This is a genomic window from Brevibacterium sp. VCM10 (assembly GCF_000583215.1).
Taxonomy (GTDB): Bacteria; Actinomycetota; Actinomycetes; order Actinomycetales; family Brevibacteriaceae; genus Brevibacterium; species Brevibacterium linens.
Genome location: NZ_JAJB01000043.1, coordinates 1 through 23,183, shown reverse-complemented (window position 1 = coordinate 23,183; position 23,183 = coordinate 1). Strand labels below are relative to the sequence as shown.

Annotated in this window: 19 protein-coding genes; 11 read left to right on the top strand and 8 right to left on the bottom strand. The window is 61.6% G+C overall.

All coding sequences use genetic code 11. From position 1 onward, the window contains the following. Nucleotide 1: 1 nt before the first annotated feature. The 3 genes from trxB (at nucleotide 2) to AD89_RS0113065 (ending at nucleotide 2,671) form a co-directional block, all read left to right on the top strand. A complete protein-coding gene (trxB, locus tag AD89_RS0113075) occupies nucleotides 2–988 on the top strand; it encodes a thioredoxin-disulfide reductase (protein WP_025779583.1) in 987 nt (328 codons plus the stop codon). Nucleotides 989–1,112: 124 nt separating this feature from the next. Then, on the top strand, nucleotides 1,113–1,430 hold the full coding sequence (trxA, locus tag AD89_RS0113070; protein WP_025779581.1) for a thioredoxin: 318 nt from the start codon (nucleotides 1,113–1,115) through the stop codon (nucleotides 1,428–1,430). 152 nt (nucleotides 1,431–1,582) lie between these two features. Next, on the top strand, nucleotides 1,583–2,671 hold the full coding sequence (locus AD89_RS0113065; protein ID WP_025779579.1) for an N-acetylmuramoyl-L-alanine amidase: 1,089 nt from the start codon (nucleotides 1,583–1,585) through the stop codon (nucleotides 2,669–2,671). Between the two features lie 3,118 nt (nucleotides 2,672–5,789). Here AD89_RS0113065 and AD89_RS20385 read toward each other — a convergent pair. Further along, nucleotides 5,790–6,914, bottom strand: a complete 1,125-nt coding sequence (locus AD89_RS20385; protein WP_231488676.1) for a ParB/RepB/Spo0J family partition protein — start codon at nucleotides 6,912–6,914, stop codon at nucleotides 5,790–5,792. A 214-nt stretch (nucleotides 6,915–7,128) separates the two neighbouring features. Here AD89_RS20385 and AD89_RS20380 point away from each other — a divergent pair, with 214 nt between their 5' ends. Beyond that, nucleotides 7,129–7,836 carry a hypothetical protein gene (locus tag AD89_RS20380; RefSeq protein ID WP_231488674.1) on the top strand — a complete coding sequence of 236 codons (708 nt, stop codon included), beginning with the start codon at nucleotides 7,129–7,131 and terminating at the stop codon, nucleotides 7,834–7,836. Here AD89_RS20380 and AD89_RS0113055 read toward each other — a convergent pair. The 7 genes from AD89_RS0113055 to rpmH form a co-directional block, all read right to left on the bottom strand. Continuing rightward, nucleotides 7,753–8,649, bottom strand: a complete 897-nt coding sequence (locus tag AD89_RS0113055; RefSeq protein ID WP_025779575.1) for a ParA family protein — start codon at nucleotides 8,647–8,649, stop codon at nucleotides 7,753–7,755. The genes AD89_RS20380 and AD89_RS0113055 overlap by 84 nt on opposite strands. 67 nt (nucleotides 8,650–8,716) lie before the next feature. Then, the gene (gene rsmG, locus AD89_RS0113050) at nucleotides 8,717–9,415 is read right to left on the bottom strand and encodes a 16S rRNA (guanine(527)-N(7))-methyltransferase RsmG (protein ID WP_025779573.1); all 699 of its coding nucleotides are present in this window, start codon (nucleotides 9,413–9,415) and stop codon (nucleotides 8,717–8,719) included. After that, the gene (locus tag AD89_RS0113045; RefSeq protein WP_025779572.1) at nucleotides 9,408–9,965 is read right to left on the bottom strand and encodes a Jag family protein; all 558 of its coding nucleotides are present in this window, start codon (nucleotides 9,963–9,965) and stop codon (nucleotides 9,408–9,410) included. Before AD89_RS0113045 ends, rsmG begins: the two co-directional genes overlap by 8 nt. Before the next feature lie 8 nt (nucleotides 9,966–9,973). Further along, on the bottom strand, nucleotides 9,974–10,927 hold the full coding sequence (gene yidC, locus AD89_RS0113040; protein ID WP_025779570.1) for a membrane protein insertase YidC: 954 nt from the start codon (nucleotides 10,925–10,927) through the stop codon (nucleotides 9,974–9,976). Between the two features lie 133 nt (nucleotides 10,928–11,060). Beyond that, entirely contained in the window at nucleotides 11,061–11,417 is a 357-nt protein-coding gene (yidD, locus tag AD89_RS18665; protein WP_025779568.1) for a membrane protein insertion efficiency factor YidD, read from the bottom strand. Beyond that, nucleotides 11,401–11,766, bottom strand: a complete 366-nt coding sequence (gene rnpA, locus AD89_RS0113030; RefSeq protein WP_025779566.1) for a ribonuclease P protein component — start codon at nucleotides 11,764–11,766, stop codon at nucleotides 11,401–11,403. Before rnpA ends, yidD begins: the two co-directional genes overlap by 17 nt. A 2-nt stretch (nucleotides 11,767–11,768) precedes the next feature. Beyond that, a complete protein-coding gene (gene rpmH, locus AD89_RS19720; RefSeq protein WP_039211706.1) occupies nucleotides 11,769–11,906 on the bottom strand; it encodes a 50S ribosomal protein L34 in 138 nt (45 codons plus the stop codon). Nucleotides 11,907–12,321: 415 nt separating this feature from the next. Between rpmH and dnaA the strand changes: the two genes are divergently transcribed. From dnaA to AD89_RS20375, 7 genes are all read left to right on the top strand, one after another. Then, on the top strand, nucleotides 12,322–14,022 hold the full coding sequence (gene dnaA / locus AD89_RS0113025) for a chromosomal replication initiator protein DnaA (protein ID WP_025779565.1): 1,701 nt from the start codon (nucleotides 12,322–12,324) through the stop codon (nucleotides 14,020–14,022). A 557-nt stretch (nucleotides 14,023–14,579) separates the two neighbouring features. Then, the gene (gene dnaN, locus AD89_RS0113020) at nucleotides 14,580–15,719 is read left to right on the top strand and encodes a DNA polymerase III subunit beta (RefSeq protein WP_025779563.1); all 1,140 of its coding nucleotides are present in this window, start codon (nucleotides 14,580–14,582) and stop codon (nucleotides 15,717–15,719) included. Beyond that, nucleotides 15,720–16,856: a DNA replication/repair protein RecF gene (gene recF, locus AD89_RS0113015; protein WP_025779562.1), complete on the top strand. Its 1,137-nt coding sequence runs from the start codon at nucleotides 15,720–15,722 to the stop codon at nucleotides 16,854–16,856. Further along, the gene (locus AD89_RS0113010; RefSeq protein WP_025779561.1) at nucleotides 16,853–17,365 is read left to right on the top strand and encodes a DUF721 domain-containing protein; all 513 of its coding nucleotides are present in this window, start codon (nucleotides 16,853–16,855) and stop codon (nucleotides 17,363–17,365) included. Before recF ends, AD89_RS0113010 begins: the two co-directional genes overlap by 4 nt. Nucleotides 17,366–17,606: 241 nt before the next feature. Continuing rightward, nucleotides 17,607–19,604, top strand: a complete 1,998-nt coding sequence (gyrB, locus tag AD89_RS0113005) for a DNA topoisomerase (ATP-hydrolyzing) subunit B (protein WP_025779559.1) — start codon at nucleotides 17,607–17,609, stop codon at nucleotides 19,602–19,604. Nucleotides 19,605–19,744: 140 nt separating this feature from the next. Beyond that, on the top strand, nucleotides 19,745–22,312 hold the full coding sequence (gyrA, locus tag AD89_RS0113000) for a DNA gyrase subunit A (RefSeq protein ID WP_025779558.1): 2,568 nt from the start codon (nucleotides 19,745–19,747) through the stop codon (nucleotides 22,310–22,312). Further along, nucleotides 22,309–23,160, top strand: a complete 852-nt coding sequence (locus AD89_RS20375; protein ID WP_025779556.1) for a DUF3566 domain-containing protein — start codon at nucleotides 22,309–22,311, stop codon at nucleotides 23,158–23,160. The genes gyrA and AD89_RS20375 overlap by 4 nt, the downstream gene beginning before the upstream one ends. The last annotated feature ends 23 nt before the right edge of the window (nucleotides 23,161–23,183 follow it).

Genomic DNA, 23,183 nt, shown 5'->3' with positions numbered 1-23,183 from the left:
CATGACTGATACTCAACTGGTGATCATCGGATCGGGGCCGGCCGGTTATACCGCAGCCGTCTACGCGGCCCGCGCGAACCTCTCGCCGGTCGTCATCGCGGGATCGGTGACCGCAGGCGGCGAGCTGATGAACACCACCGATGTCGAGAACTTCCCCGGATTCCCCGCCGGTGTGCAGGGGCCCGAACTCATGGAGAGCATGCGAGAGCAGGCCGAGAAGTTCGGCGCCGAGGTCATCTACGACGACGTCGAGACCCTCAAGCTCAATCCGGGCGCTCATGAGATCGAGACCGCTCTGGGGTCGCGCTACACGGCGAAGGCCATCATCCTTGCCACGGGTTCGGCGTACCGCGAGCTCGGCCTGCCAAATGAGAAGAAGCTGTCCGGTCACGGAGTCAGCTGGTGCGCCACCTGTGACGGATTCTTCTTCCGCGATCAGCACATCGCTGTCATCGGCGGTGGCGACTCCGCGCTCGAGGAGGCGACCTTCCTCACCCGCTTCGCGTCCAAGGTCACTCTGGTGCACCGCCGGCAGGAGCTGCGTGCTTCGCAGGCCATGCAGGATCGTGCGAACGCCGATGAGAAGCTCGAGTTCCTGCTCGATTCCGAAGTCGCCGAAGTCCATGGTGAGGACTCACTCACCGGTCTGACCATCCGGAACACCGTCACAGGGGAGACCTCCGAGCTGCCCGTGACCGGCATGTTCGTGGCCATCGGTTCCGACCCGCGCACCAGTCTGTTCGCCGATCAGCTCGAGATGCGCGCCGACGGATACCTCAGCGTCGATGGGCGCACCTCGAAGACGTCGGTCGAAGGTGTCTTCGCGGCCGGCGATGTCATCGATTCCGTCTACCGGCAGGCGATCACTGCGGCCGGCTCGGGGTGCTCGGCGGCGCTCGACGCCGAACACTACCTCGGTGATCTCGAAGCGGCTTCTAAGCCTGCTGTGGCCGAAGCTGCACCAGCGGAAACAGTCGTCGCATCCTGATCTCGGATCGACCGCTCGTATCGCTGCTCTCCCGGGCATGACCGCACCGTGCAGGTTCACCGGGGAATGAAAGACCCAGTTCCACTGTTCCGCTAGAGACATTCGTTGTGAAGGAAGGTAACTCATGTCGACAGAAGTCACTGACGCAACGTTCGAAGAGAACGTACTGAAGTCCGACAAGCCCGTGCTCGTCGATTTCTGGGCTCCCTGGTGCGGCCCCTGCCGTATGGTCAGCCCCATCGTTGACCAGATCGCTGAAGAACACGCAGACAAGCTCAACGTCGTCAAGGTCAACACCGACGAGAACCTCGAGACCGCCAGCACGTATGGAATCACGTCGATTCCGGCCCTGTACGTCTTCAAGGACGGCGAGGTCGCCAAGACTATCATCGGCGCACGTCCGAAACCGGCCCTCGAGGATGAGCTCTCCGACTTCATCTGATCGAGTTCTAAGGCGCCTGTTGTACTATCAACAGGCGCCTTAGGCATTTCCGGGCGCCGCCCGACACCGACCCTCGAACCGCATCACCGAAGATTGGCACCGCATTGACGAACACGAACTTACCGCGCTACACGCGCGGCGACATTTCCGAGATGCTGCCGAATATCAAAGCTCAGATGGCCCGGCTCGGCCTCCATGTCGGAGATGCCGAAACCGCGGATTTCGATCGAGCATTTGAGCTCGGGGTCAGACAGTTCCAACAGGATCGTGGGATCCTCTGCGACGGTGTATTGGGCCCTGAGACGTTTTCAGAGCTCGAACAGGCTCGATATCAGCTCGGCGACCGTGTGCTCCGATTCGACCCTGTCAGGGTGCTGACGGGCGATGACGTCGTCAACCTCCAGACCAAGCTCGCGGGATTGGGCTTCTATCCGGGTCGCATCGACGCACAGTACGCAGCTCTCACCGAAACGGCCGTCAAAGAACTCCAGATGAGCCTGGGCACGAAAGTCGATGGGGTCACCGGTCCGCAGACTCTGCGCGGACTGAATGCGATCGACCGCAATCAGGACACCGGCAATCTCTTTGCGCTCCAAGAGCGAGCGCGCGTAGCCGCTTCGGGAACATCGCTCGTCGGACGCACCTTTGTCATCGAAGCCGCCACTACAGTTGTAGATTTCCAGAACCTGCCGATGACCGATGAGCAGTCTGCTCTCGAACGTCAGATCACTCTTGATATAGCAAGCCGACTTGTTGGTCGACTTGAGGCGGTCGGTGCCGGAGCACTTCTACTCGAAGGCGATGCGGTCGAGGTCAACCGGGCAGATACGCTCGACGCTTCCGCGGTGATCACCGTGACCGCGGATGTCAGCAAGTCCAAGGACGCCAACGGGATCGCTACTTTCTTCTTCGGGCACGAACGCCAGTCAGATCTGAACTCACCGACCGGACAGAAGCTCGCCGAGCTCATCCAAGGCGAGGTGGTCGCGCGAACAGGAATGCTGGACTGCCGGACCCATGCACGCACCTGGTCATCGCTCAAACGACTGAGGACTCCGAAGGTCCATGTCGTCAGCGGTTACCTCACTAATCACGACGACCTTGAGAGCCTGCAAGATCCACATGTCCGCGATGCCATTGCGGATGGAATCGCAGCTGCCCTCCAGCGACTTTACATCCGCGAGGACAAGGATCCGCAGACGGGAACACTCAGCCTCGATGCCATCAAAGCACTCAACTGAATTGCACAACCACGACTGACTCATCTGCGCCGTGCTCCTTCAGAGGAGCACGGCGCATTGGAGTTTCTGGGATGATCGGTGTCCTATCGGACAACCCGGGGTGATCGCTGCCCAATCGAACAGCCTGGGGTGATCGGTGCCCAATTGGACAACACCGTACGGCCATCATCAATCGGTCCCGAACAGCCATCATTCTTGACCGACTGCAGAGAGTTCAGCTTCATCCTCGCTCACATAAGCCGGCAACTCAGCGACAGGACGGTCGACCAGATGCAATTGGTCCTGGCGACAGAACGCAACGCAATTGATCCTGGCATCAAAGAGATCGGTGGACCAATCACGAAAAGGACACGCAAAGACGAGTCAGCGGCGCAGCCCACCTCGAAGCGACTAGTGCTCAGTAACGATGGCTATTGGGTTCACGTGAAACGCCGGCGCCCTGTCCCTGAGTCCCCACCGACAACTGTCTCCGAGTCCCGACCGAGAGGTTGCCTCCCCATCCAACATCCCGCCCGTTCCATTGTGTTTCACGTGAAACGACTCCAACTGGCAGCAGAATCCAGTTCTCCGATCGGACGGAATCGTATCTGCGTGTGAATTGCCTACCGATAAATTCACTTCGCCATGTGCAAGTACCGTCCGCCTCACGCGCGGAAGCGCTAGCGCCGAAGTACACCCGAAGCAGTCGCCGTAGCTACCAGCCTCATTCTCTCGCCGCACCTCCCAGCGTTGCGAGCCGACGGCAGCGTACACCTTTCCTACCAATGCAGAGAGCCCGTTTCGGTTTCACATGAAACAATAGCCGCGGCGATCGGTGAAGTGTATGGGCGTTGCAACCTTGGATAACACAGCTCAAGCAGCGTTGACTGTCCAATGTGGCCCGCGGGCTAACCCGAGACGTCGCACTGCCCGGGAACCAACCGCACAATACATCGCCCAAGACGAAGTGCGGTCCACGATTCTCTTGCAGTCGATGACTGGCATCAGGCCCCACTACGTGTTCGCAAACAAGTCATACACACTCCGTAGATCCAAGACGGGATTACGCACTACGGGCGCCACGTCGGTCCAGGACCGTCTGATTACATCTCGGGGCACAACCATGAATGTTTCACATGAAACGCAATAATAGACGGTACTCAGGGTCGCTAAGCCAGAAATGATGAGACGCAGTAGTGGCCGCGATCCGGGAACTACGGTAGCCCAAGTGCCTTTCAACATACACCCGGCTTTACTCGCGTACACCAACTTCACCCTACGGCCGGATACATCCTCGTCAGAGCGGCGACGAGAAGGACTGACACCTCCGTGCCTGACCAGCCGGAGTTTCACGTGAAACTGTTCCGATACGAACCATGTATAGAGTCCCATCAGACAGGTCTTCAGAGGAATCAATACTCAGTTATCAACGTTCCCGACGACCGCCACTAATACGCAATCCTTCTGAGCAGCACCATTAGAACTGGCGCATTCGGCAATGTGGATCGGAATGCCGAATGCAGGAGGGGCAGTACAAATGGCAGGAACTATCAACCAGCAACTCGGTACCAGTACTACATAGAGAACCCAATGCCGGAGGAAACAATCTCAACGCGCAAAAGCCAAGATCCCGGAAGACCCCAAGTGACTATCCAGCCTTACCAACTGAACATTCAACCATTGACCCGCAGGAACCAAGACCTTTCATCAACAAGTCGGTAGTTCACCGAACTGCTTTTCCCTGCTGGGCTGCAGTCCTCCATATGGCTCGCACGAATAAGCCGTTTCACGTGGAACAAACGGGCACATCCGATGATCTGTACGGCGAGATCACCGTGACGAATACGCCAAATGCGAAAATCCCACGACCGTTGACACTCGATTGGGGCATCCGGTCATCCGGAGTCCGAATCGGTCAATATGAAAGTGCCAAGCGATGGCACAATCATTCTGTCTCAGCGGCTCCAATCGGTCACAGAGCTCGAAGTGACCTACTTCAAGCGCCACGGACATCCAGACATGCAAAACTCACAGTAGACAGATGCCGATCAGTTGCACTCCGAAGTGTTTCACGTGAAACAGTTCGGCCCACGGCGAGTCGTGGGTTCGCGGATCTCAGCCACCTGGCGCGTCTATGCCATAGTCTCTCTGCTTCCGACGTTCGCGCCATGCACCGCAAATATGTCTGGCCCGCCCTTGCCATGCCTCGGATACCAACCAAACGATGCAAACAAGGTGACTACGGAGTCCATTAACAGCACGATGAGAAGGATCGTCACCGGAATTTGTGCGGGTCTCCAGGGGAAGCTTTACAAGATCGCTGATCGAGCAGTAGTTGCGTAGCTGAATTCATATCTCTCGCCGGAATCTCTACCGGCTGCTGGACACAGTCGGAGTGATCGCTGTCCGGACCGGTCAAACCGCCGTTTCACGTGAAACGGCGGCATATATCGAAGGCATCGCAGAAGGTGCTAGCGGTCTTGTGACGGTCTCAAGCGACTCGACTATCGGAAGAGAACCAAATGCCCCCGCGCTCAGTTTCACGTGAAACGCCAGAACTCACTTTCATTAGACCGTCGAATCGGCTCTTCGACCGACTCTCGAACTGGCCACCGATCGAACCACTGGTGTCTATATTGTGTCGCACAGTCTCGACCTCCGCTCCTCGGAGCACTGCACACGTAGCCATAAGAATACTCGAAACGTCACGGACGACATCGCTAACACACACGATCAACGTCCCTACCGCCGCAATCTCGAGTCTGCCGGACATGACAATCGCCGCAAGGGACAAATGACAGATCAGCAGCGAAGACCCGCTGCACACGAACAACTCGAGCGGGCAGATTCTCCGGCGGCACTCTTGGATCACCCGGGCACTGACAACTTCCACCTGGCAAGTCCGTCCAATACGAATAGCGACTCAGCGTTTCACGTGAAACTGCTGGCGGCGCATAGCAGACCAGGACGGATTCCATCTCTCCGGTACAGTTGCCTACCACACGCTCCCACTACCGGGGGATTCGACAGACACCACAACGCCACACGGAAAATTCACCGAGTGACGTCACACCCGACGACAGTAGAATGGCCCCCGCGAGCATACCTGCGGGGGCCATCTCTTCTCGTAGTGCTATGTTCAGATCGCATCCTCATTCGAGATTCCCAGGAGACTCAGAATGCGATCGAGATCCTCTTGGTTCGCGAACTCCACGCTCAATTTGCCCTTGCGTTTGCCGACGGAAATGTTCACCTTGGTGTCGAGTCGATCGCCCAGGCGTTCAGCGACAGCAAGGAATTCCGGCGCCACTTTCGTGGTTGCACGTGAAACATTGATCGAATCTCCGCGATTGAGCAGTACGACTGCCTCCTCCGAAGCCCTGACTGACAGGCCCTCGGCAACGATGCGCTGCGCCAGCACCTCCATATGTTCCGGATCCCGTAGTCCCAGAATGGCGCGAGCATGGCCGGCGGAAATGACCCCGGCCGCTACGCGACGCTGCACCAGAGGAGGCAAGCGGAGGAGACGCAAGGTGTTGGAGATCTGAGGACGCGAACGGCCGATGCGCTCCGAGAGTTCCTCCTGTGTACACCCGAAATCCTCGAGCAGCTGTCCGTAAGCCGCAGCCTCTTCAAGCGGGTTGAGCTCCGCACGGTGCAGGTTCTCCAGAAGTGCGTCACGGAGGAGATCCGTATCCTCGACGTACCGGATGATTGCCGGAATCGTCGACAGGCCGGCATCCTTAGTCGCTCGAAGACGACGCTCGCCCATAATGAGCTCGAACCGCGAACGGTCGCTGGGCTTCTGCCTGACGACGACTGGCTGAAGGACACCGATCTCACGAATGCTGTGGACGAGTTCGGCCAACAGATCTTCGTCGAAGACAGTACGCGGCTGCCGTGGGTTCGCATCGATGAGATCAACATCGATCTCACCGAACTCGGTATCCGGAATGGACTCAACGCCGTCATAATCGTCAGAGTTGCCGCCATCAGCGACTTCCGCCGTGTGGGACTCACCGGACTTTTCAGTCGTGCCGGAGGAACTCGACTGCTCATTCGATTCCGCAGGCGCTGAGGACGAGGAATCCGTTGCCCCCGAAGTCACGGGCTCGCGCTCGTCTTGAGCGGCGGTTGGCTCAGCGGCTGGGTCACCATTCACTACATCAGTAGTCTCTGCATCGTTGTCACCGCCCGTGTCTGCTGACGGTGTCTTCTCATAAACCCGGGCGTCGTCGCTGCTGCGACCAGAAGACGTGTACACGCCGGGATGAGTCTCCCGGACATCATCCTCGGGCGACGGAGCGGCCGCGGCTGCATTTGCGGACTCGATCTCCTGCGCATCGGTGCGCTCATCTGGAATGACGTCGGCCGATACGTTGTTGTCTGCGTCAGTCGAATCGGACTGTGCAGCAGTCCTCGACACTGTTGTTCCGGCATCGCTGTCGCCCCTTGTCGAGCCGGTAACCGAAGCAGGGGTGGAAGTAGTCTTCCGTGTACTCGATTTCGCGGCTGCAGGAGCCTTCTCTGCGTTCTCAGCTGGTGCCGCGGCAGCGGATGAGCCTGACTTCGTCTTCGGTGTGGTCGTTTTGCCAGCAGAAGTTGCTCTGGAGCCACTGCCCCCGCTGGCCGTCGCGGCACCCGTCTTGGCCGTCGATGTCTTCGACGTGCTCGACTTGGCCGTCGATCTCTTCGACGTGCTCGACTTGGAGGTCGTCGACTTCGTGCCTCTGGTCTTCGAGGCGGTGGACTTCGACCCTGCAGAGGTGGACGCAGACGTCCTGGCAGACGACGATTTCGACGCTGATGTCGAACCGGTCGACGTCGTGTCAGCCGTCTTCGTATCGGCCGATGTGGACTGGGAAGCCGTGGACGATGCGGTGTTGGAGGTCGAAGTCTTGGCCGGCCCGGACTTCGGCTTGCGCCGCCGAGATGACTGCATCGACGCAGCGGGGTCGGTCCGCGCAGAGCGTGGCGTCTTCGTCTCGGCCTGGCCGTCTTCCGTGCTCCCACCGGAGAAGAAGACATCGACCGGACGATCGTTGGAGTTCGCGTCGGGGATCAATGCTCCGAGCCCGCGTCCGAGGCCCCTCTTCTTGCGTTCAGCCACGACTTACTCCTCGATTCGCAATTTCTTCAGCGGCTTCCCGGTACGACAGGGCACCGCTGGAATGTGGGTCGTATGAGATCACGGTCTGTCCATAGCTCGGTGCCTCGGAGATCCTCACCGATCTCGGAATAGCAGTGCCGAGCACCTGCTCCGGGAAGTGGGTGCGCACATCCTCGGCGACCTGAGCGCTGAGGTTCGTGCGGCCGTCATACATCGTCAGCAGAATCGTGGAGATCGCGAGCTCAGGATTGAGATGCTTCTGGATGAGCTGGATGTTCTTCAGCAGCTGGCTCAGTCCCTCGAGCGCATAGTATTCGCACTGGATCGGAATGAGCACCTCGCGAGCTGCCACGAAGGCATTCACTGTCAGCAGACCGAGACTGGGCGGGCAGTCGATGATGATGTAGTCGACGCGGTCTCCGGCTGCTTCCTCCTCCTTGAGGTAGATGCCCAGGGCACGCTGCAGTCGCTGTTCACGCGCGACGAGGGACACGAGTTCGATCTCCGCGCCGGCGAGGTCGATGGTCGCCGGCACACACTTGAGAGTGTCGAAGTCCGGGCACTGTGCCACAGCCTCACGCATCGGAACATCGTCGATGAGGACGTCATAGATGCTCGTGACCTCGGAATAGTGGTCGATGCCCAGTGCGGTGCTCGCATTGCCCTGGGGATCGATGTCGATGAGCAGGACGTTAAGCCCCTGATTGGCCAGGGCCGCCGCGATGTTCACCGCCGTCGTGGTCTTTCCGACGCCGCCCTTCTGGTTCGCGATCGTGAAGATGCGGGTCGAGTCCGGCCGTGGAAAGGTTGTCTGCGACAGTCGATCCGCTCGCCGGTTGTCCCGTGCAATCGCGGCACCAATGGGAGACGACTCATCCATGATCGGCATAGGGCGCACTCCATCATCCATCGGTTTCACAAGGCTCTCATCCAGCCTAGACCAACTCTACTTCGTACTATTTCTTGACGATCTCGACGACACGACTCGGAACCTCGAGGATGCCGCCGCCATCGACGATATGGATCTCGGGCTGAGACAGTCGATACCGTCTGATCAGCTTCTTCGCCTTGGCAAGCTCCCCTTCGACAGAAGCTCCCTTGAGGGCGAGGATCCGTCCTCCGGGGCTGATGACCTCGCGAGTCCATTCGATGAGAGTCGTCATCGCCTTGACCGCACGTGCGGTCACGACCGTGAACATCTCCTCGTCGACGAGCTCCTCGACCCGTGCACGAACGATGCGCACATTCTTCAGTCCCAGATCATCGACGACCATGTTCAGCCATTCGACGCGACGCTCCATCGGCTCGATGAGGACGATCTTCGACTCCGGGCGCAGCAGTGCGATCGGAATTCCCGGCAGGCCGGCTCCGCTGCCGACATCGCCGACGACATCGTTCTCACCGATGTACTCCGCAACCACGGCGCAGTTGAGGATGTGCCGGGTCCACAGGCGATCGACCTCACGCGGACCGATGAGTCCCCACTCGATTCCGGTCGTGGCCAAATGCTCGGCATACCGCTGCGCGGCAGGATACGCCGCACCGAAGTACTCTTCGGTGCCGGTCGGAGGCGACTCGATCTCCGCAGTCGCCGTTTCGGTCGAGAGCTCAGTCTCGGTCGAGAGCTCCGGGTCGTTCTCCGGCTGATCAGTCATCGGCGAGCCGGATGACGACATGACGACCGTCGCCCTCACCCTCGGACTCCGAGACCAAGCCGGCACGGGCCGCCTGGTCATGGATGATCTTGCGCTCGAAGCTGTTCATCGGCTTGAACGCGAACTCTTCGCCGCCGTCCTTGACGTCATCGATGGCACGCTTGGCCTTCTTGATCAGCTCTTCGCGACGGCTGTTGCGGAACCCGTCGATATCGAGCATCAGCCACGACCGCTGACCGGTCTGCGTCTGCACGGCCAAACGGCTGAGTTCCTGCAGCGCGCCGAGTGTGCGGCCCTCTCGGCCGACGAGGGTACGCAGGTTCGAGTCCTCGTCGTCCTCGCAGACGATGGACAGCTGGGCACGGCCGTCAGCGACATCGATGTCGATATCGCCGTCGATGTCGGCCAGATCCATCAGCTCTTCGAGGTAGTCCGCGGCGATCTCGCCCTCTTCTTCGAGGAGTTCGGCACGGCTCGGCTTCGTCGAGGTCTCCTCCGGAGTCTCTTCCGGTGTCTGTTCGGAGGTCTCGTCGATCTTCTCTTCGGTCATGTCTGTCCTCAGCGCTTCTTGTTCTTCTTACGGTTCTTGCTCACGGGCTGCTGCCGCTGGCCGCTCTTCTTCGGGGCCTCCTCGGTGACGGTCGATCCCTTGAGCTCATCCTGCTTCACAGTCTTGCCCTTGCGAGCCTTGCGCTCAAGCATCTCCTTCTCGGCTTTCGAGCCGGGAGCGGGCATATTGCGGATGACCATGTGCTGCTGAGCCATCGTCCACGTGTTCGAGACCAGCCAGTAGATGAGGACACCGAGCGGGAAGTAGATGCCGCCGATGCCGAAGACGATAGGCATCACGTAGAGCAGCATCTTCTGCGACTGCATCATCGGGTTGGCCATCGCCGACTCCGACATGTTCTTCGCCATCATCTGCTTCTGCGTGATGAACATGGTGGCGGCCATGACGACGATGAGCACACCGGTCAGCAGCTTGACTGCAAAGCCTGGGTCGGTGAAGACGGCCGAAAGGCTGATGCCGAAGATCGAAGAGCTCTCGGCCTGAATCGCCAGCTGCTGAGTGAAGCCGCCGATCGCGCCGACAGAGCCGTCGGCGACCTTCGGCATGTTGTGGATGACGCGGAAGAGCGAGAAGAAGATCGGCATCTGCACGAGCAGCGGCAGGCACGATGCCCAGGGGCTGGTCTTGTTGTCGCGGAACAGTGCCATCTGCTCTTCGGCCATGGCCTGGCGAGAGTACTGGTCCTTCTTGCCTTTGTACTTCGCCTGCAGACGCTGGATCTCCGGCTGCAGCAGCTGCATCTTGCGCTGCGACTTGATCTGGTAGACGAAGAGAGGGATGAGGAGAGCGCGGATGACCACGGTCAGGCCGGCGATCGAGAGCACCCAGGTCCACCCGCTGTCGGCAGGCAGGCCGATCGCGGTGAAGATCTCGTGGAAGATCGCGAGGATCCAAGCAACTACCCACTGCAGCGGGTAGAGCAGCTTGTCCATCCAGTCCATTCAGTTCTCCTCGTTACAACGATGCTGGCGCGTCGTTCATTTTGCCATTGTTCACAGGTCTGCGCGACACGACGTGTGCCCCGAGGCAGTCCGCTTGTTCGCGCTCGCGTGCGGACTGCGAGTTCAATATGTTCTAACTGTGTGCCTGACCGCGGTGGATGGTCTTCGACCTGGCCTCCCGCGCTGAACCCGGCACATGGTCGACGCCGCCGTGCGACCACGGGTTGCAGCGCAGTACGCGCCACCCAGTTAACACCACTCCCTTGAGAACTCCGTGTATCTCGAACGCCTCGAGACCGTACATGGAGCAGCTGGGATAGTAGCGGCACACTTGGCCGTAGAGAGGTGAGATCACGATCCGATAGGCGCGGATGAACCAGACGAACGGCATCCTCGGACCGACCAGGGCGATCCAGCCGAGTGTGGGCCAGAAGCCGGCCGGCCGACGGGGCACCTCGGAGACATGTTTCAGATCATGTTCGGCGTCCACGACGTTCCAGCTTCTTCTCTGCCTTGATCAGCAGCTCGTCGACTTCGGCGGACAGAACGACGAAGTCGGCCTGTCCCGCATGCGGCAGCGCCCGGATGACGAACAGATCTCCTGCTCTCAGCTCACCGAGACGCGCACGCATGATCTCGCGCAGGCGACGCTTGGTGCGGTTGCGCACCACGGCGTTTCCGACGGCCTTGGATACGATGAAACCCACGCGCGCAGCGTGGGTATCATCGGTGTCTCTCAGGCTGTGCGCCATGAGATGCTCTGTGCGCACCCGGACCCCGGCTCTGAAGATTCGTCTGAAGTCTTCGCCGCTGCGGATCCGATGTGCCGCGTCAAGCATGCTCAGGCCGAAATGTCGGAACGTCCCTTGCGACGACGTGCAGCCAGGATCGAGCGGCCCGCGCGGGTGCGCATACGCAGACGGAAGCCGTGCTTCTTGGCGCGCTTACGGTTATTGGGCTGGAATGTACGCTTGCTCACTTCAGTCTCCGATTTCTAGGTTGCGGGTGAACGCCGGTGCGTTCTCACAAAAAACGGCGGTGCGAGTCTCGACCGCCGAGCACTCCTGTGCATAAGAGCCAAAAGATAATCAGGATAATCGGATGAAGCCCGGTACACAGGACACTCCATCTTAGCGAGGCGCAATCCGAGCGGTCAAACGGGATCCGCATGTTTCACGTCACGCTCGCCCGAAATTCACCGACGTTCGCGTTCCCGTCACCGAGGCTCGTCCACAAGTCACACCCATGTAGTTTTCCACAAGCTTATCCACGAGTGTGGAGATTCACTGGGCTGAGTCGGCAAGAGTCCACATTCTGTGGAAAACTATGTGGAAGTCATGCACAGGTGTGGATCACGCCAGAACGAACTTTTTGAAAGCTGAGGAAATGTGACGGTGTCGAATTCCAAAAATGAGCTCATCAGCCGTTGGCGCACGGTGGTCTCAAACCTGGAACAGGACCCGGACCTCTCGTCGCACCAGAAGGGATTCCTCTCCCTCGCCGTGCCGAAGGCCCTCGTCGACAATGCCCTCATCCTTCTCGCCGTGCGCGAAGAGCACACCCGCCGCACCATTGAAACCCGGCTGCTCGGCCCCCTGACCAGGGAGTTCTCCAAGGTTCTCGGGTTCGACGTGACCTTCGGCTTCGTCGTCGATCCGGAACTCGACGTGCCGATCCGCTTCGAAGACCTCATCGGAGAGCCGACCCCGGGAACCCAGGTTCCCGTCGATCCGGTCACCTCCACCTCGACGACGGGCACACCGGAACCCGCTCCCGCCGAGGCGGCCGAACCGGTGCGACCGACCCCCGACGATCAGTCGACTCCTCAAATCCCCCAGCCGAACCAGGGCCAACCAGGTCAGGGCCAACCCGCCGCGCAGACCCCGAGTACTCAGATGCCGCAGGCGGAGACGTCGGCACCTCCGGCGACGCAGATGCCCGCCCAGCAGCCTCAGGACCCGGCCGAGTCGGGCATGACCGACCGTGAGATGAAGATCGCCGAGGCGACCGCCGCCCCGATGGGTCCGCCCGTCGATGCTCCCGGCGTCGCCCAGCTCAACCCGAAGTACACCTTCGACACCTTCGTCATCGGCGCGTCCAACAGGTTCGCCCACGCCGCCGCATTCGCCGTGGCCGAGGCTCCGGCCAAGGCCTACAACCCCCTGTTCATCTATGGGGACTCGGGACTGGGCAAGACTCACCTGCTCCATGCGATCGGCTACTACGCGACTCAGCTGTTCCCCGAGATTCGGGTGAAATACGTCTCCAGCGAAGAGTTCGTCAACGACTTCATCAACACGATCGGCTCGTCGAAGACGTCGAACGCCCTGCGGCCTGCCTTCCAACGCCGTTACCGTGAGGTCGACATCCTCATGATCGACGACATCCAGTTCCTGCAGGGCAAGGATGCGACCGTCGAAGAGTTCTTCCATACTTTCAATGCTCTGCACAATGAGGCCAAACAGGTCGTCATCACCTCCGATCAGCCGCCGAAGATGCTCAAGGGCTTCGAGGAGCGGCTGCGTTCCCGATTCGAATGGGGTCTGCTCACGGACGTGCAGCCGCCGGATATGGAGACACGGTTCGCCATTCTGCGCCGCAAGGCCGCGGCCGAACACCTCGACGTCCCCGATGACGTCCTCGAATACATCGCCTCCCGGGTGTCCTCGAACATCCGCGAACTCGAAGGCGCCCTCATCCGGGTGACGGCCTTCGCCAACCTCAACGATCAGCAGATCGACGTGTCCTTGGCCGAGACCGTCCTCAAGGACTTCATCACCCCGGATGACACCCCCGCTGTCTCGGCCGCGGACATCATGGGCCAGACCGCTGCCTACTTCAGCCTCACCCTCGACGACCTGTGCGGAACCTCCCGGTCCCGGACGCTGACCACGGCCAGACAGATCGCCATGTATCTGTGCCGTGAGCTCACCGACCTGTCCCTGCCGAAGATCGGACAGGCCTTCGGTGGACGCGATCACACAACCGTGATGCACGCGAACAAGAAGATTCGAACTCAGATGGCCGAACGACGGGCCGTCTACACGCAGGTCACCGAACTCACAAACCGCATTAAACAACAGCACCGCCTATAGAAGACGTCATACACATCTGTGGATAACCCTGGGGACAATTGCTCACAGCTGGGGACAGACCGGTGGACAGAACTGCTGCACGGGTGGAAAGATGTGAACTACATGCTTGTGTTTACCCAAGCGCCCACCGACGCCTCGGTCGCGGTGCACATGGCATCCACAAGTCCATAGTCGGTCAGAACCCTCGATTACTCTGGGGTAAGCGGCACTTGTCCACAGTCTCCACAGGTGCTGATACTTCTACCAAGTGAATTCAACTCTCAAGAGGGCGACCGCCACCGACTGCTGCGGTGGATGAGCTTCGAGCTCGGGACCTCGAGCTCACGTCGGTTGCAGAGTCGCCGAATATTCGAACACAGGATCTCGAGCGATTCTCGAATGCGAGATTCATCCGGCTGGCACCCCCTGGCAGCCCTTTTCGGCCGGCACTCCTGAGGTGGGCACAAATCGGATAGGCTGTGTAAAGTTTTCCGAGCAGTATCGAGCCTGTGACTCGCAACCCGGAATCTTGTGCCAGATGCCCAGTGCAGGTCGGGTGGCCACCCCGAAGGAGTAAAGTGAACGCGGAAGCATCCCCCTTGAAGTTCAAAGTCAATCGCGACGTTCTCGCTGACGCTGTTGCCTGGGCGACCAAGACTCTGCCCAACCGTCCTTCCGCTCCGGTGCTCACCGGCATCCTCATCACTGCCGAAACAGGCGGCACAGTGCGCCTGGCCGTCTTCGACTACGAAGTCTCCTCCCGCGTGGAGATCGTCGCCGATGTCGCCTCTGCAGGAACTGTTCTCGTCTCCGGTCGTCTACTCGCCGATATCTCCAAGGCGCTGCCCAACCAGGAGGTCACGCTCGAGCAGATCGATGCGAAGGTCGACGTCACCTGCGGCTCCTCCCGCTTCTCGCTGATGACGATGCCCGTGGCTGAGTACCCGGCACTGCCGCAGATCCCCGACGACTCCGGCACCGTTTCGGCCGGAGAGTTCCAGAACGCCGTCTCACAGGTCACCATCGCGACCTCGAAGGACGACACCCTGCCGATCCTCACCAGCGTGCGCGTCGAGATCGAGGGTGAGAAGGTCACGATGCTCGCCACCGACCGCTACCGTCTGGCCGTTCGCGAATTCACCTGGAACCCGGGACGACCCGATGTCTCGGCCGTGGCACTGCTGCGTGGGCGCACACTCTCCGATGTCTCGAAGTCCCTCGGCGGCGATGTCACGATCGGTCTGAGCACCGATGCCGGCAAGGACCTCATCTCCTTCACCTCGGCCGGTCGAGTCACCACGTCGCTGCTCATCGAGGGCGAATACCCGAAGGTCCGGTCGCTGTTCCCGGATTCGGTTCCGATCCACGCCATCGTCGAGACAGCCGTGCTGCGTGAAGCAGTCCGCCGCGTCTCGCTCGTGGCCGAACGCAACACCCCGCTGCGCTTCGAGGTCACCGACGGCATGCTCACCCTGCACGCCGGCACCGGCGACGACGCTCAGGCCTCCGAAGCCCTCGAAGCCACCCTGCAGGGCGACGAGATCACCGTCGGATTCAACCCGCACTACATCGCCGAGGGCCTCGCCGCCGTCGAGAGCCCGTATGTGAACTTCTCATTCACCCAGCCGATGAAACCGGTCATCATCTCCGGGCAGAAGGAACTCGACGGCCCCGCCGACGAGTCCTATCGCTATCTGCTCATGCCCACGCGCATCTGAATGTGGATATCCCGACTCTCCCTGCGTGACTATCGGTCGTATCCCGAGCTCGACCTCGAGTTCTCACCCGGAGTCACCACATTCGTGGCCGACAACGGGACCGGGAAGACCAATATCGTCGAGGCGATCGGGTACCTGGCTCATCAGCGCTCGCACCGGGTCGCCTTCGACGCTCCGCTCGTCCACGAGGACAGACCGGCTGCGACCGTGTCCGCACTGGTCAACCGGGATCAGCGGCACGCCACCGTCGAGGTGACCATCCAGGCCAAAGGCGCCAACCGGGCCAGGGTCAACCGCAATGCGGTCAAGCTCAAAGACATCCTCGGCCTCGTCTCCTGCGTCGTCTTCGCTCCCGAGGACCTCAGCCTGGTGCGCGGGGAACCGGCCGAACGCCGGTCGTGGATCGACACCCTCGTCGTCGCGCGCAATCCGCGCTTCGCCTCGATCATCACGGACTTCGAACGGGCACTCAAACAGCGCAATGCTCTGCTCAAACGACTCCGTGAGGATCGCGATCCCGGCCTTGAGGCGACTCTCGACATCTGGAACATGGCCTATGCGGACTCCGCGGCCGAGCTCGTCTTCGGCAGGCAGCGGATCCTCGCCGACATCGTCGAGCCGCTGCAGACGAACTTCGCCTATATCGCCGCCGACGCCCGACTCGAGCGGCAAGGTGCCCATATCGCCTATGACTCGCGCATCGACTACTCGCAGGCCGAATCCGCCGCCGACTGCAGGGAACTGCTTCTTGCGGCCCTCGACCGCCGCCGGACGACGGAGATCGAGCGCGGACTGACCCTGCACGGACCCGGTCGCGACGATCTGTCGCTGATGATCGGAGACCATCCGGCGAAGGGGTACGCCTCTCATGGTGAGACCTGGTCTCTGGCGCTGGCCATGCAGCTGGCCGGATGGGATCTGCTCTCCGCCGATGCCGGCAGCGCCTCCGAACAGCCGATCCTCGTCCTCGACGACGTCTTCGCCGAACTCGACACCGGTCGCCGCCGGCGTCTGGCCTCGAGAGTGACGTCGGCCGAACAGGTCTTCATCACCGCAGCCGTCGACTCCGATCTGCCCGATGGACTCGAGGGAATCCGGATCGACCAGCCCCGACTCCTGCAGAGCAGCGCATCATGAGCGGCATCGACCGGGACTACTCCACTCCCGTCGCCGCACTCGAAGCCCTCGACCGGGTACGGCGGATGGAAGTCACCGAAGCGAAGTTCGTCCGCAGCCGTCGCCGCTCCCGACTGCGCGGCGAAGTCGTCTACTCCGGATCGGGCAGAGACGGCCGTGACCCGAAGACGGTGTCATCCGTGCTCGGCTCGCTCATCACCGCCCGCGGCTGGTCGTCGTCTCTCGACATCGGCAAGGTGCTCGGCCGGTGGCCCGACCTCGTCGGACCCCAAGTGGCCCAGCACGCGACTCCCATCGACTTCTCTCCTCCGCTGCTCGTCATCGCCGCGGACTCGACGACCTGGGCGACCCAGTTGCGGGTGCTCAGACCCACGATCCTGCGCAGACTCGAAGAGGGACTGGGCTCGGCGACGATCACCGAGATCGAGATCAAGGGGCCCCAGGGGCGCAGCTTCAAACGCGGCCGACGATCGGTGGCCGGCCGCGGACCCAGGGACACATTCGGATGAAGCGGACAGCCGCCTCGGCGAGATTCCGGGAATCGGCCCTGCATTTCTGAGGTGAACCCCCTGCATTTCTGAGAAGAACACAGAAGGCCTCAAACGGCCATAGGCGCTCCCCGACCTGTCCGGGGGTACATCTGCGGCTCGAAAATTCGGGAAATACGCCTTCACAGGCCGCTTACGGGCATTTCAGCGAGCGGCGCGGTAGAATGGGGAGCTGATAGCGACCATCCGAACAAGGAGTCATATGACGACCGAGGATCAGCCTCATTATGATGCCGGCGACATCACTGTACTCGAGGGTCTCGAGGCAGTCCGGAAACGACCCGGCATGTACATCGGTTCGACCTCGGAACGCGGTCTCCACCACCTCGTTCAGGAGATCGTCGACAACTCCGTCGATGAGGCGATGGCCGGCTATTGCGATCATATCGAGGTCACCATCCTCGCCGACGGCGGCGTCCGCGTCGCCGATGACGGCCGTGGCATGCCCGTGGCCATGCACCCCACCGAGGGCAAGCCGACCGTCGAGGTGATCCTCACGATCCTCCACGCCGGCGGCAAGTTCGGCGGCGGCGGATACGCCGTGGCCGGCGGTCTCCACGGTGTGGGTTCGACCGTCGTCAACGCACTGTCCGAACGACTCGCTGTCGAGGTCAGACGTGACGGGTACACGTGGACGATGGACTTCGTCCAGGGCGTGCCCACCGGCGAGCTGCAGCGCGGCGAAGCCACCGACGAGACGGGCACGACCGTGACCTTCTGGCCCGACGGGTCGATCTTCGAGACCACGGACTTCTCCTACGAGTACCTTCGTGCGCGCTTCCAGCAGATGGCCTTCCTCAACAAGGGTCTGAAGATCAGTCTCACCGATGAGCGCCACAACGAGGTCGATGACGACGATGTCCAGATCGACGAGGACGAGGCGACCGAGTGGAAGCCGCGCACCGTCACCTACGAATACGCGAACGGTCTGCTCGACTATGTCGAGTACCTCAACTCGACGAAGAAGGCCGATCTCGTCCACCCCGATGTCATCGTCTTCGAAGCCGAAGAGGGCGAACAGACTCTTGCCCTCGAGATCGCGATGCAGTGGACGACGTCGTACAACGAATCTGTCCACACCTACGCCAACGTCATCAACACCCACGAGGGCGGCACTCACGAAGAGGGCTTCCGCACCGCACTGACCTCGCTGGTCAACGCGTATGCGAAGGAACAGAAGCTGCTGCGCGACAAGGATCCCAACCTCACCGGCGATGACATCCGCGAGGGTCTCACCGCCGTTATCTCCGTCAAGCTCGGCGATCCGCAGTTCGAGGGTCAGACGAAGACGAAGCTCGGCAACTCCGAGGTCAAGGGCTTCGTCCAGCGCGTGGTCCGCGACGAACTCGGTCACTGGTTCGAGTCGAACCCGGCCCAGGCCAAGGACGTCGTGCGCAAGGCGCTGCAGGCCTCTCAGGCCCGGTTGGCCGCCCGCAAGGCGCGTGAGGCCACCCGCCGCAAGGGTCTGCTCGAGTCCTCGGGCATGCCCGGCAAGCTCAAGGACTGCCAGTCGAAGGACCCTTTCGTATCGGAAGTCTTCATCGTCGAGGGTGACTCGGCCGGCGGCTCGGCGACGCAGGGCCGCAATCCGAACACGCAGGCGATCCTGCCGCTGCGCGGAAAGATCCTCAACGTCGAAAAGGCTCGCCTCGACCGGGCACTGGGCAACAACGAAGTCCAGGCGATGATCACGGCCTTCGGCACCGGCATCGGTGAGGAGTTCGACCTCGAGAAGCTGCGCTACCACAAGATCGTCCTCATGGCCGACGCCGATGTCGACGGTCAGCACATCACAACCCTGCTGCTGACGCTGATCTTCCGGTACATGAAGCCGCTCATCGAACATGGCTACGTCTACCTCGCCACCCCGCCGCTCTACCGCATCAAGTGGTCGAACGCTCCGCACCAGTTCGCGTACACGGACAAGGAGCGCGACGGACTGCTCGAGACCGGGCGGGCCGCAGGCAAGCGACTGCCCAAGGACCTCGCGATCCAGCGCTACAAGGGTCTGGGCGAGATGAACTACGAGGAGCTGTGGGAGACGACGATGGATCCCGACCACCGGTTGCTCAAGCAGGTGTCGCTGGACGATGCGATCGTCGCCGACGAGATCTTCACCGTCCTCATGGGCGACGATGTGGATTCGCGTCGCCGCTTCATCCAGGAGAACGCGAAGGACGTCCGCTTCCTCGATATCTGATCATCCGTCCTCACCGGGCAGCCGCCTCGGTGAGGGTGGGAGACCGGATGCACCGCACCCATTCTTTGCACGCACCAATCGCCGCCGCACACGGCTGAGATCCAGCCGGATACGGTACGAACACAAGGGAAGAGCCCACATTGGCCGACGAGAACGATATCGGAACAGAAATCAACCGGATCGAACAGGTTGATCTCAACCTCGAGATGCAGAGGTCGTACCTCGATTACGCGATGAGCGTGATCGTCGGCCGCGCCCTGCCCGACATCCGCGACGGACTCAAGCCCGTCCATCGCCGCGTGCTCTACGCGATGTTCGACGGCGGCTACCGCCCTGACCGCAACTTCTCCAAGTGCTCGCGCGTCGTCGGCGACGTGATGGGCCAGTACCACCCGCACGGCGACACGGCGATCTACGACGCCATGGTCCGCCTCGTGCAGCCGTGGACGATGCGCTACCCGCTCGTGGCCGGTCAGGGCAACTTCGGTTCCCCGGGCGACGACGGAGCGGCCGCCCCGCGTTATACCGAGTGCAAGATGGCGCCCCTGGCTATGGAGATGGTCCGGGACATCGAAGAAGGCACCGTCGACTTCCAGGACAACTACGACGGCCGCAACCAGGAGCCGATGGTTCTGCCCTCCAGGTTCCCGAACCTGCTGGTCAACGGCTCGGCCGGCATCGCTGTGGGAATGGCCACGAACATTCCTCCGCACAACCTGCGTGAGGTCGCTGCCGGCGCACAGTGGCTGCTGTCCCACCCGGAGGCGAGCAAGGAAGAGGCTCTCGAAGCCCTCCTCGGCATCATCAAGGGGCCCGACTTCCCGATGGGCGCGACGGTCCTCGGCCGCAAGGGCATCGAGGACACCTACCGCACCGGTCGCGGCTCGATCACCCAGCGAGCCGTCGTCGAAGTCGAAGAGATCCAGGGCCGCACCTGCCTCGTCGTCACCCAGCTGCCGTACATGGTCAACCCGGACACCCTGGCCGCGAAGATCGCCTCCTACGTCAAGGACGGCAAGGTCGCCGGCATCGCCGATCTGCGTGACGAGTCCTCGGGCCGCACCGGTCAGCGCCTGGTCATCGTGCTCAAGCGCGATGCCGTGGCCAAAGTCGTGCTCAACAACCTGTACAAGCACACCTCGCTGCAGGAGAACTTCTCCGCGAACATGCTGGCCCTCGTCGACAGTGTGCCGCGCACGCTGAGCATCGACTCGTTCCTGCGTCTGTGGGTCAAGCACCAGATCGAAGTCATCGTCCGTCGCACGCAGTTCCGTCTGCGCAAGGCCGAGGAGCGCGCCCATATTCTGCGCGGCTACCTCAAGGCCCTCGACGCCCTCGACGAGGTCATCGCTCTGATCCGCCGCTCCCCGTCCTCGGACGAGGCGCGGGCCGGTCTGATGGAGCTGCTCGAGGTCGACGAAATTCAGGCCAATGCGATCCTCGACCTGCAGCTGCGCCGACTGGCCGCCCTGGAGCGTCTGAAGATCCAGGAAGAGGCCGAGAAGATCGAGCAGCTGATCGCCGAGTACAACCACATCCTGGCAACACCGTCTCGTCAGCGCGAGATCGTGTCCGAAGAACTCGACGAGATCGTCGAACGCTACGGAGACGATCGCCGCACGAAGATCCTCGCCGGATTCGACGGTGACGTGTCCATGGAGGACCTCATCCCCGAAGAGGAGGTCGTCGTCACGATCACGCGCGGCGGCTATGCGAAGCGGACCCAGACGCACCTGTACCGTGCCCAGCACCGCGGCGGCAAGGGCATCAAGGGTGCCGCACTGCGCGGTGATGACGTCGTCGAACAGTTCTTCGTCACCTCCACCCACAACTGGCTGCTGTTCTTCACGAACACCGGCCGCGTCTACCGCGCCAAGGCCTATGAGCTGCCTGAGGGCTCACGGGACGCCAAGGGCCAGCACGTGGCGAACCTGCTCGCCCTCCAGCCGGGCGAGTCGATCGCCCAGGTGCTGTCGATCCGGGACTACGAGGAAGCCGACTTCCTCATCCTCGCCACCCGTTCCGGCGTGGTGAAGAAGACCCGCCTGAGCGAGTACGACTCGAACCGCACCGGCGGTGTCATCGCCATCAACCTGCGCGAATACAAGGGGCAGCCCGATGAACTGGTCTCGGCCCGCATCGTCGGCTTCGATGACCATCTGCTGCTGATCTCGCGCAAGGGCATGTCGATCCGCTTCGCCGCCGATGACGAGTCGATCCGTCCCCTGGGCCGGGTCACCGGAGGCGTCACGGGCATGAAGTTCAAGGAGGACGACGAGCTGCTGACGATGGACGTCGTCAGGCCCGACACCTATGTCTTCGTCGTCACGGAAGCCGGGTTCGCCAAACGCACACCGGTCGACGAGTACCGCCTGCAGGGCCGTGGCGGCCTGGGGATCCGGGTTGCGAAGATCACCGAACAGCGCGGAGACTTGGTAGGCGGACTCATCGTCGAAGACGGTGAGGAGGTCCTCGTGGTCATGGAGCGCGGTAAGATCGTTCGGTCGAGCATCGATGAGGTTCCGGCGAAGGGACGCAATACCATGGGTGTGGTGTTCGCGAAACCGGGCAAGAAAGATCGTATTATCGCAGTGACCCGTGGGCCCGAAGCCGAGGTCGACGACGAGATCGAAAGCGAAGACGATGCCGAAGTCCCGGAAGGTGAGGTCACAGAGCCTCAGACCGGCAACGAGGATGTGGAAGAGTGAGCGATAGCAAACAGCCAGGCTCAGGCAAGATCATACGCACGTCGAGCGGCTCGACCCGTCTGACGGCCGGCTCGTCGAAGTCGGACGAGAAGTCGGCCGGAGCGAGTTCGAACGCCGGGTCGGGAACCGGCTCGAAACAGGGATCCGATTCCGGTCGCGGTTCCTCGGGGCCCGACAGCCAGAACGCCACCGTCGTCGCACCTCCCGCACCGAAGGCTTCGCCGAAGCCCAACCGCGCTCCCTCGGCCGGGTCGACGCCGTCGGCACACACCGGCTCTCAGGGTTCGGGTGCTCAGACCGGGTCGCAGGGATCCGGCGCAACGACTGCCGGTTCCCAGGGATCGGGTTCCCAGGGATCGGGCGGCGGCAACCGCAGCGCCACCTCGGTGATGGGAAATGCCGCGAACACCGTCCGCGCCAGCTCCGGCAGCGTGAAGATGGGCGTGAAGAACATGGTCGACAGCGGGAAGGGCAGCAAGAAGAAGGGCCCCCGCACGGTTCGCCTCACCGTCTCCGCGGTCGACCCCTGGTCGGTCATGAAGATGTCGTTCCTCATGTCCGTGGCGATCGGCATCGCCACAATCGTCGCCTTCATCGTCCTCTGGGTCGTGCTGCAGGCGACCGGTGTGATGAGCGGCCTCGAATCGACGATGAGCGAGCTCGCCGGCGCGGAGTCGGCTGAGCGGATCATCGGGATCTTCGGCTTCGGCCGAGTCGTCGCAGCCGGCTTCATCATCGCGGTCATCAACATCGTGCTGATGACGGCGCTGTCGACTCTGGCGGCGTTCATCTACAACATCGGCTCCCTCATCGCCGGCGGATTCAGCCTCACCCTGACCGACGACTGACCTCTCCCCTTATTGCTACCTGA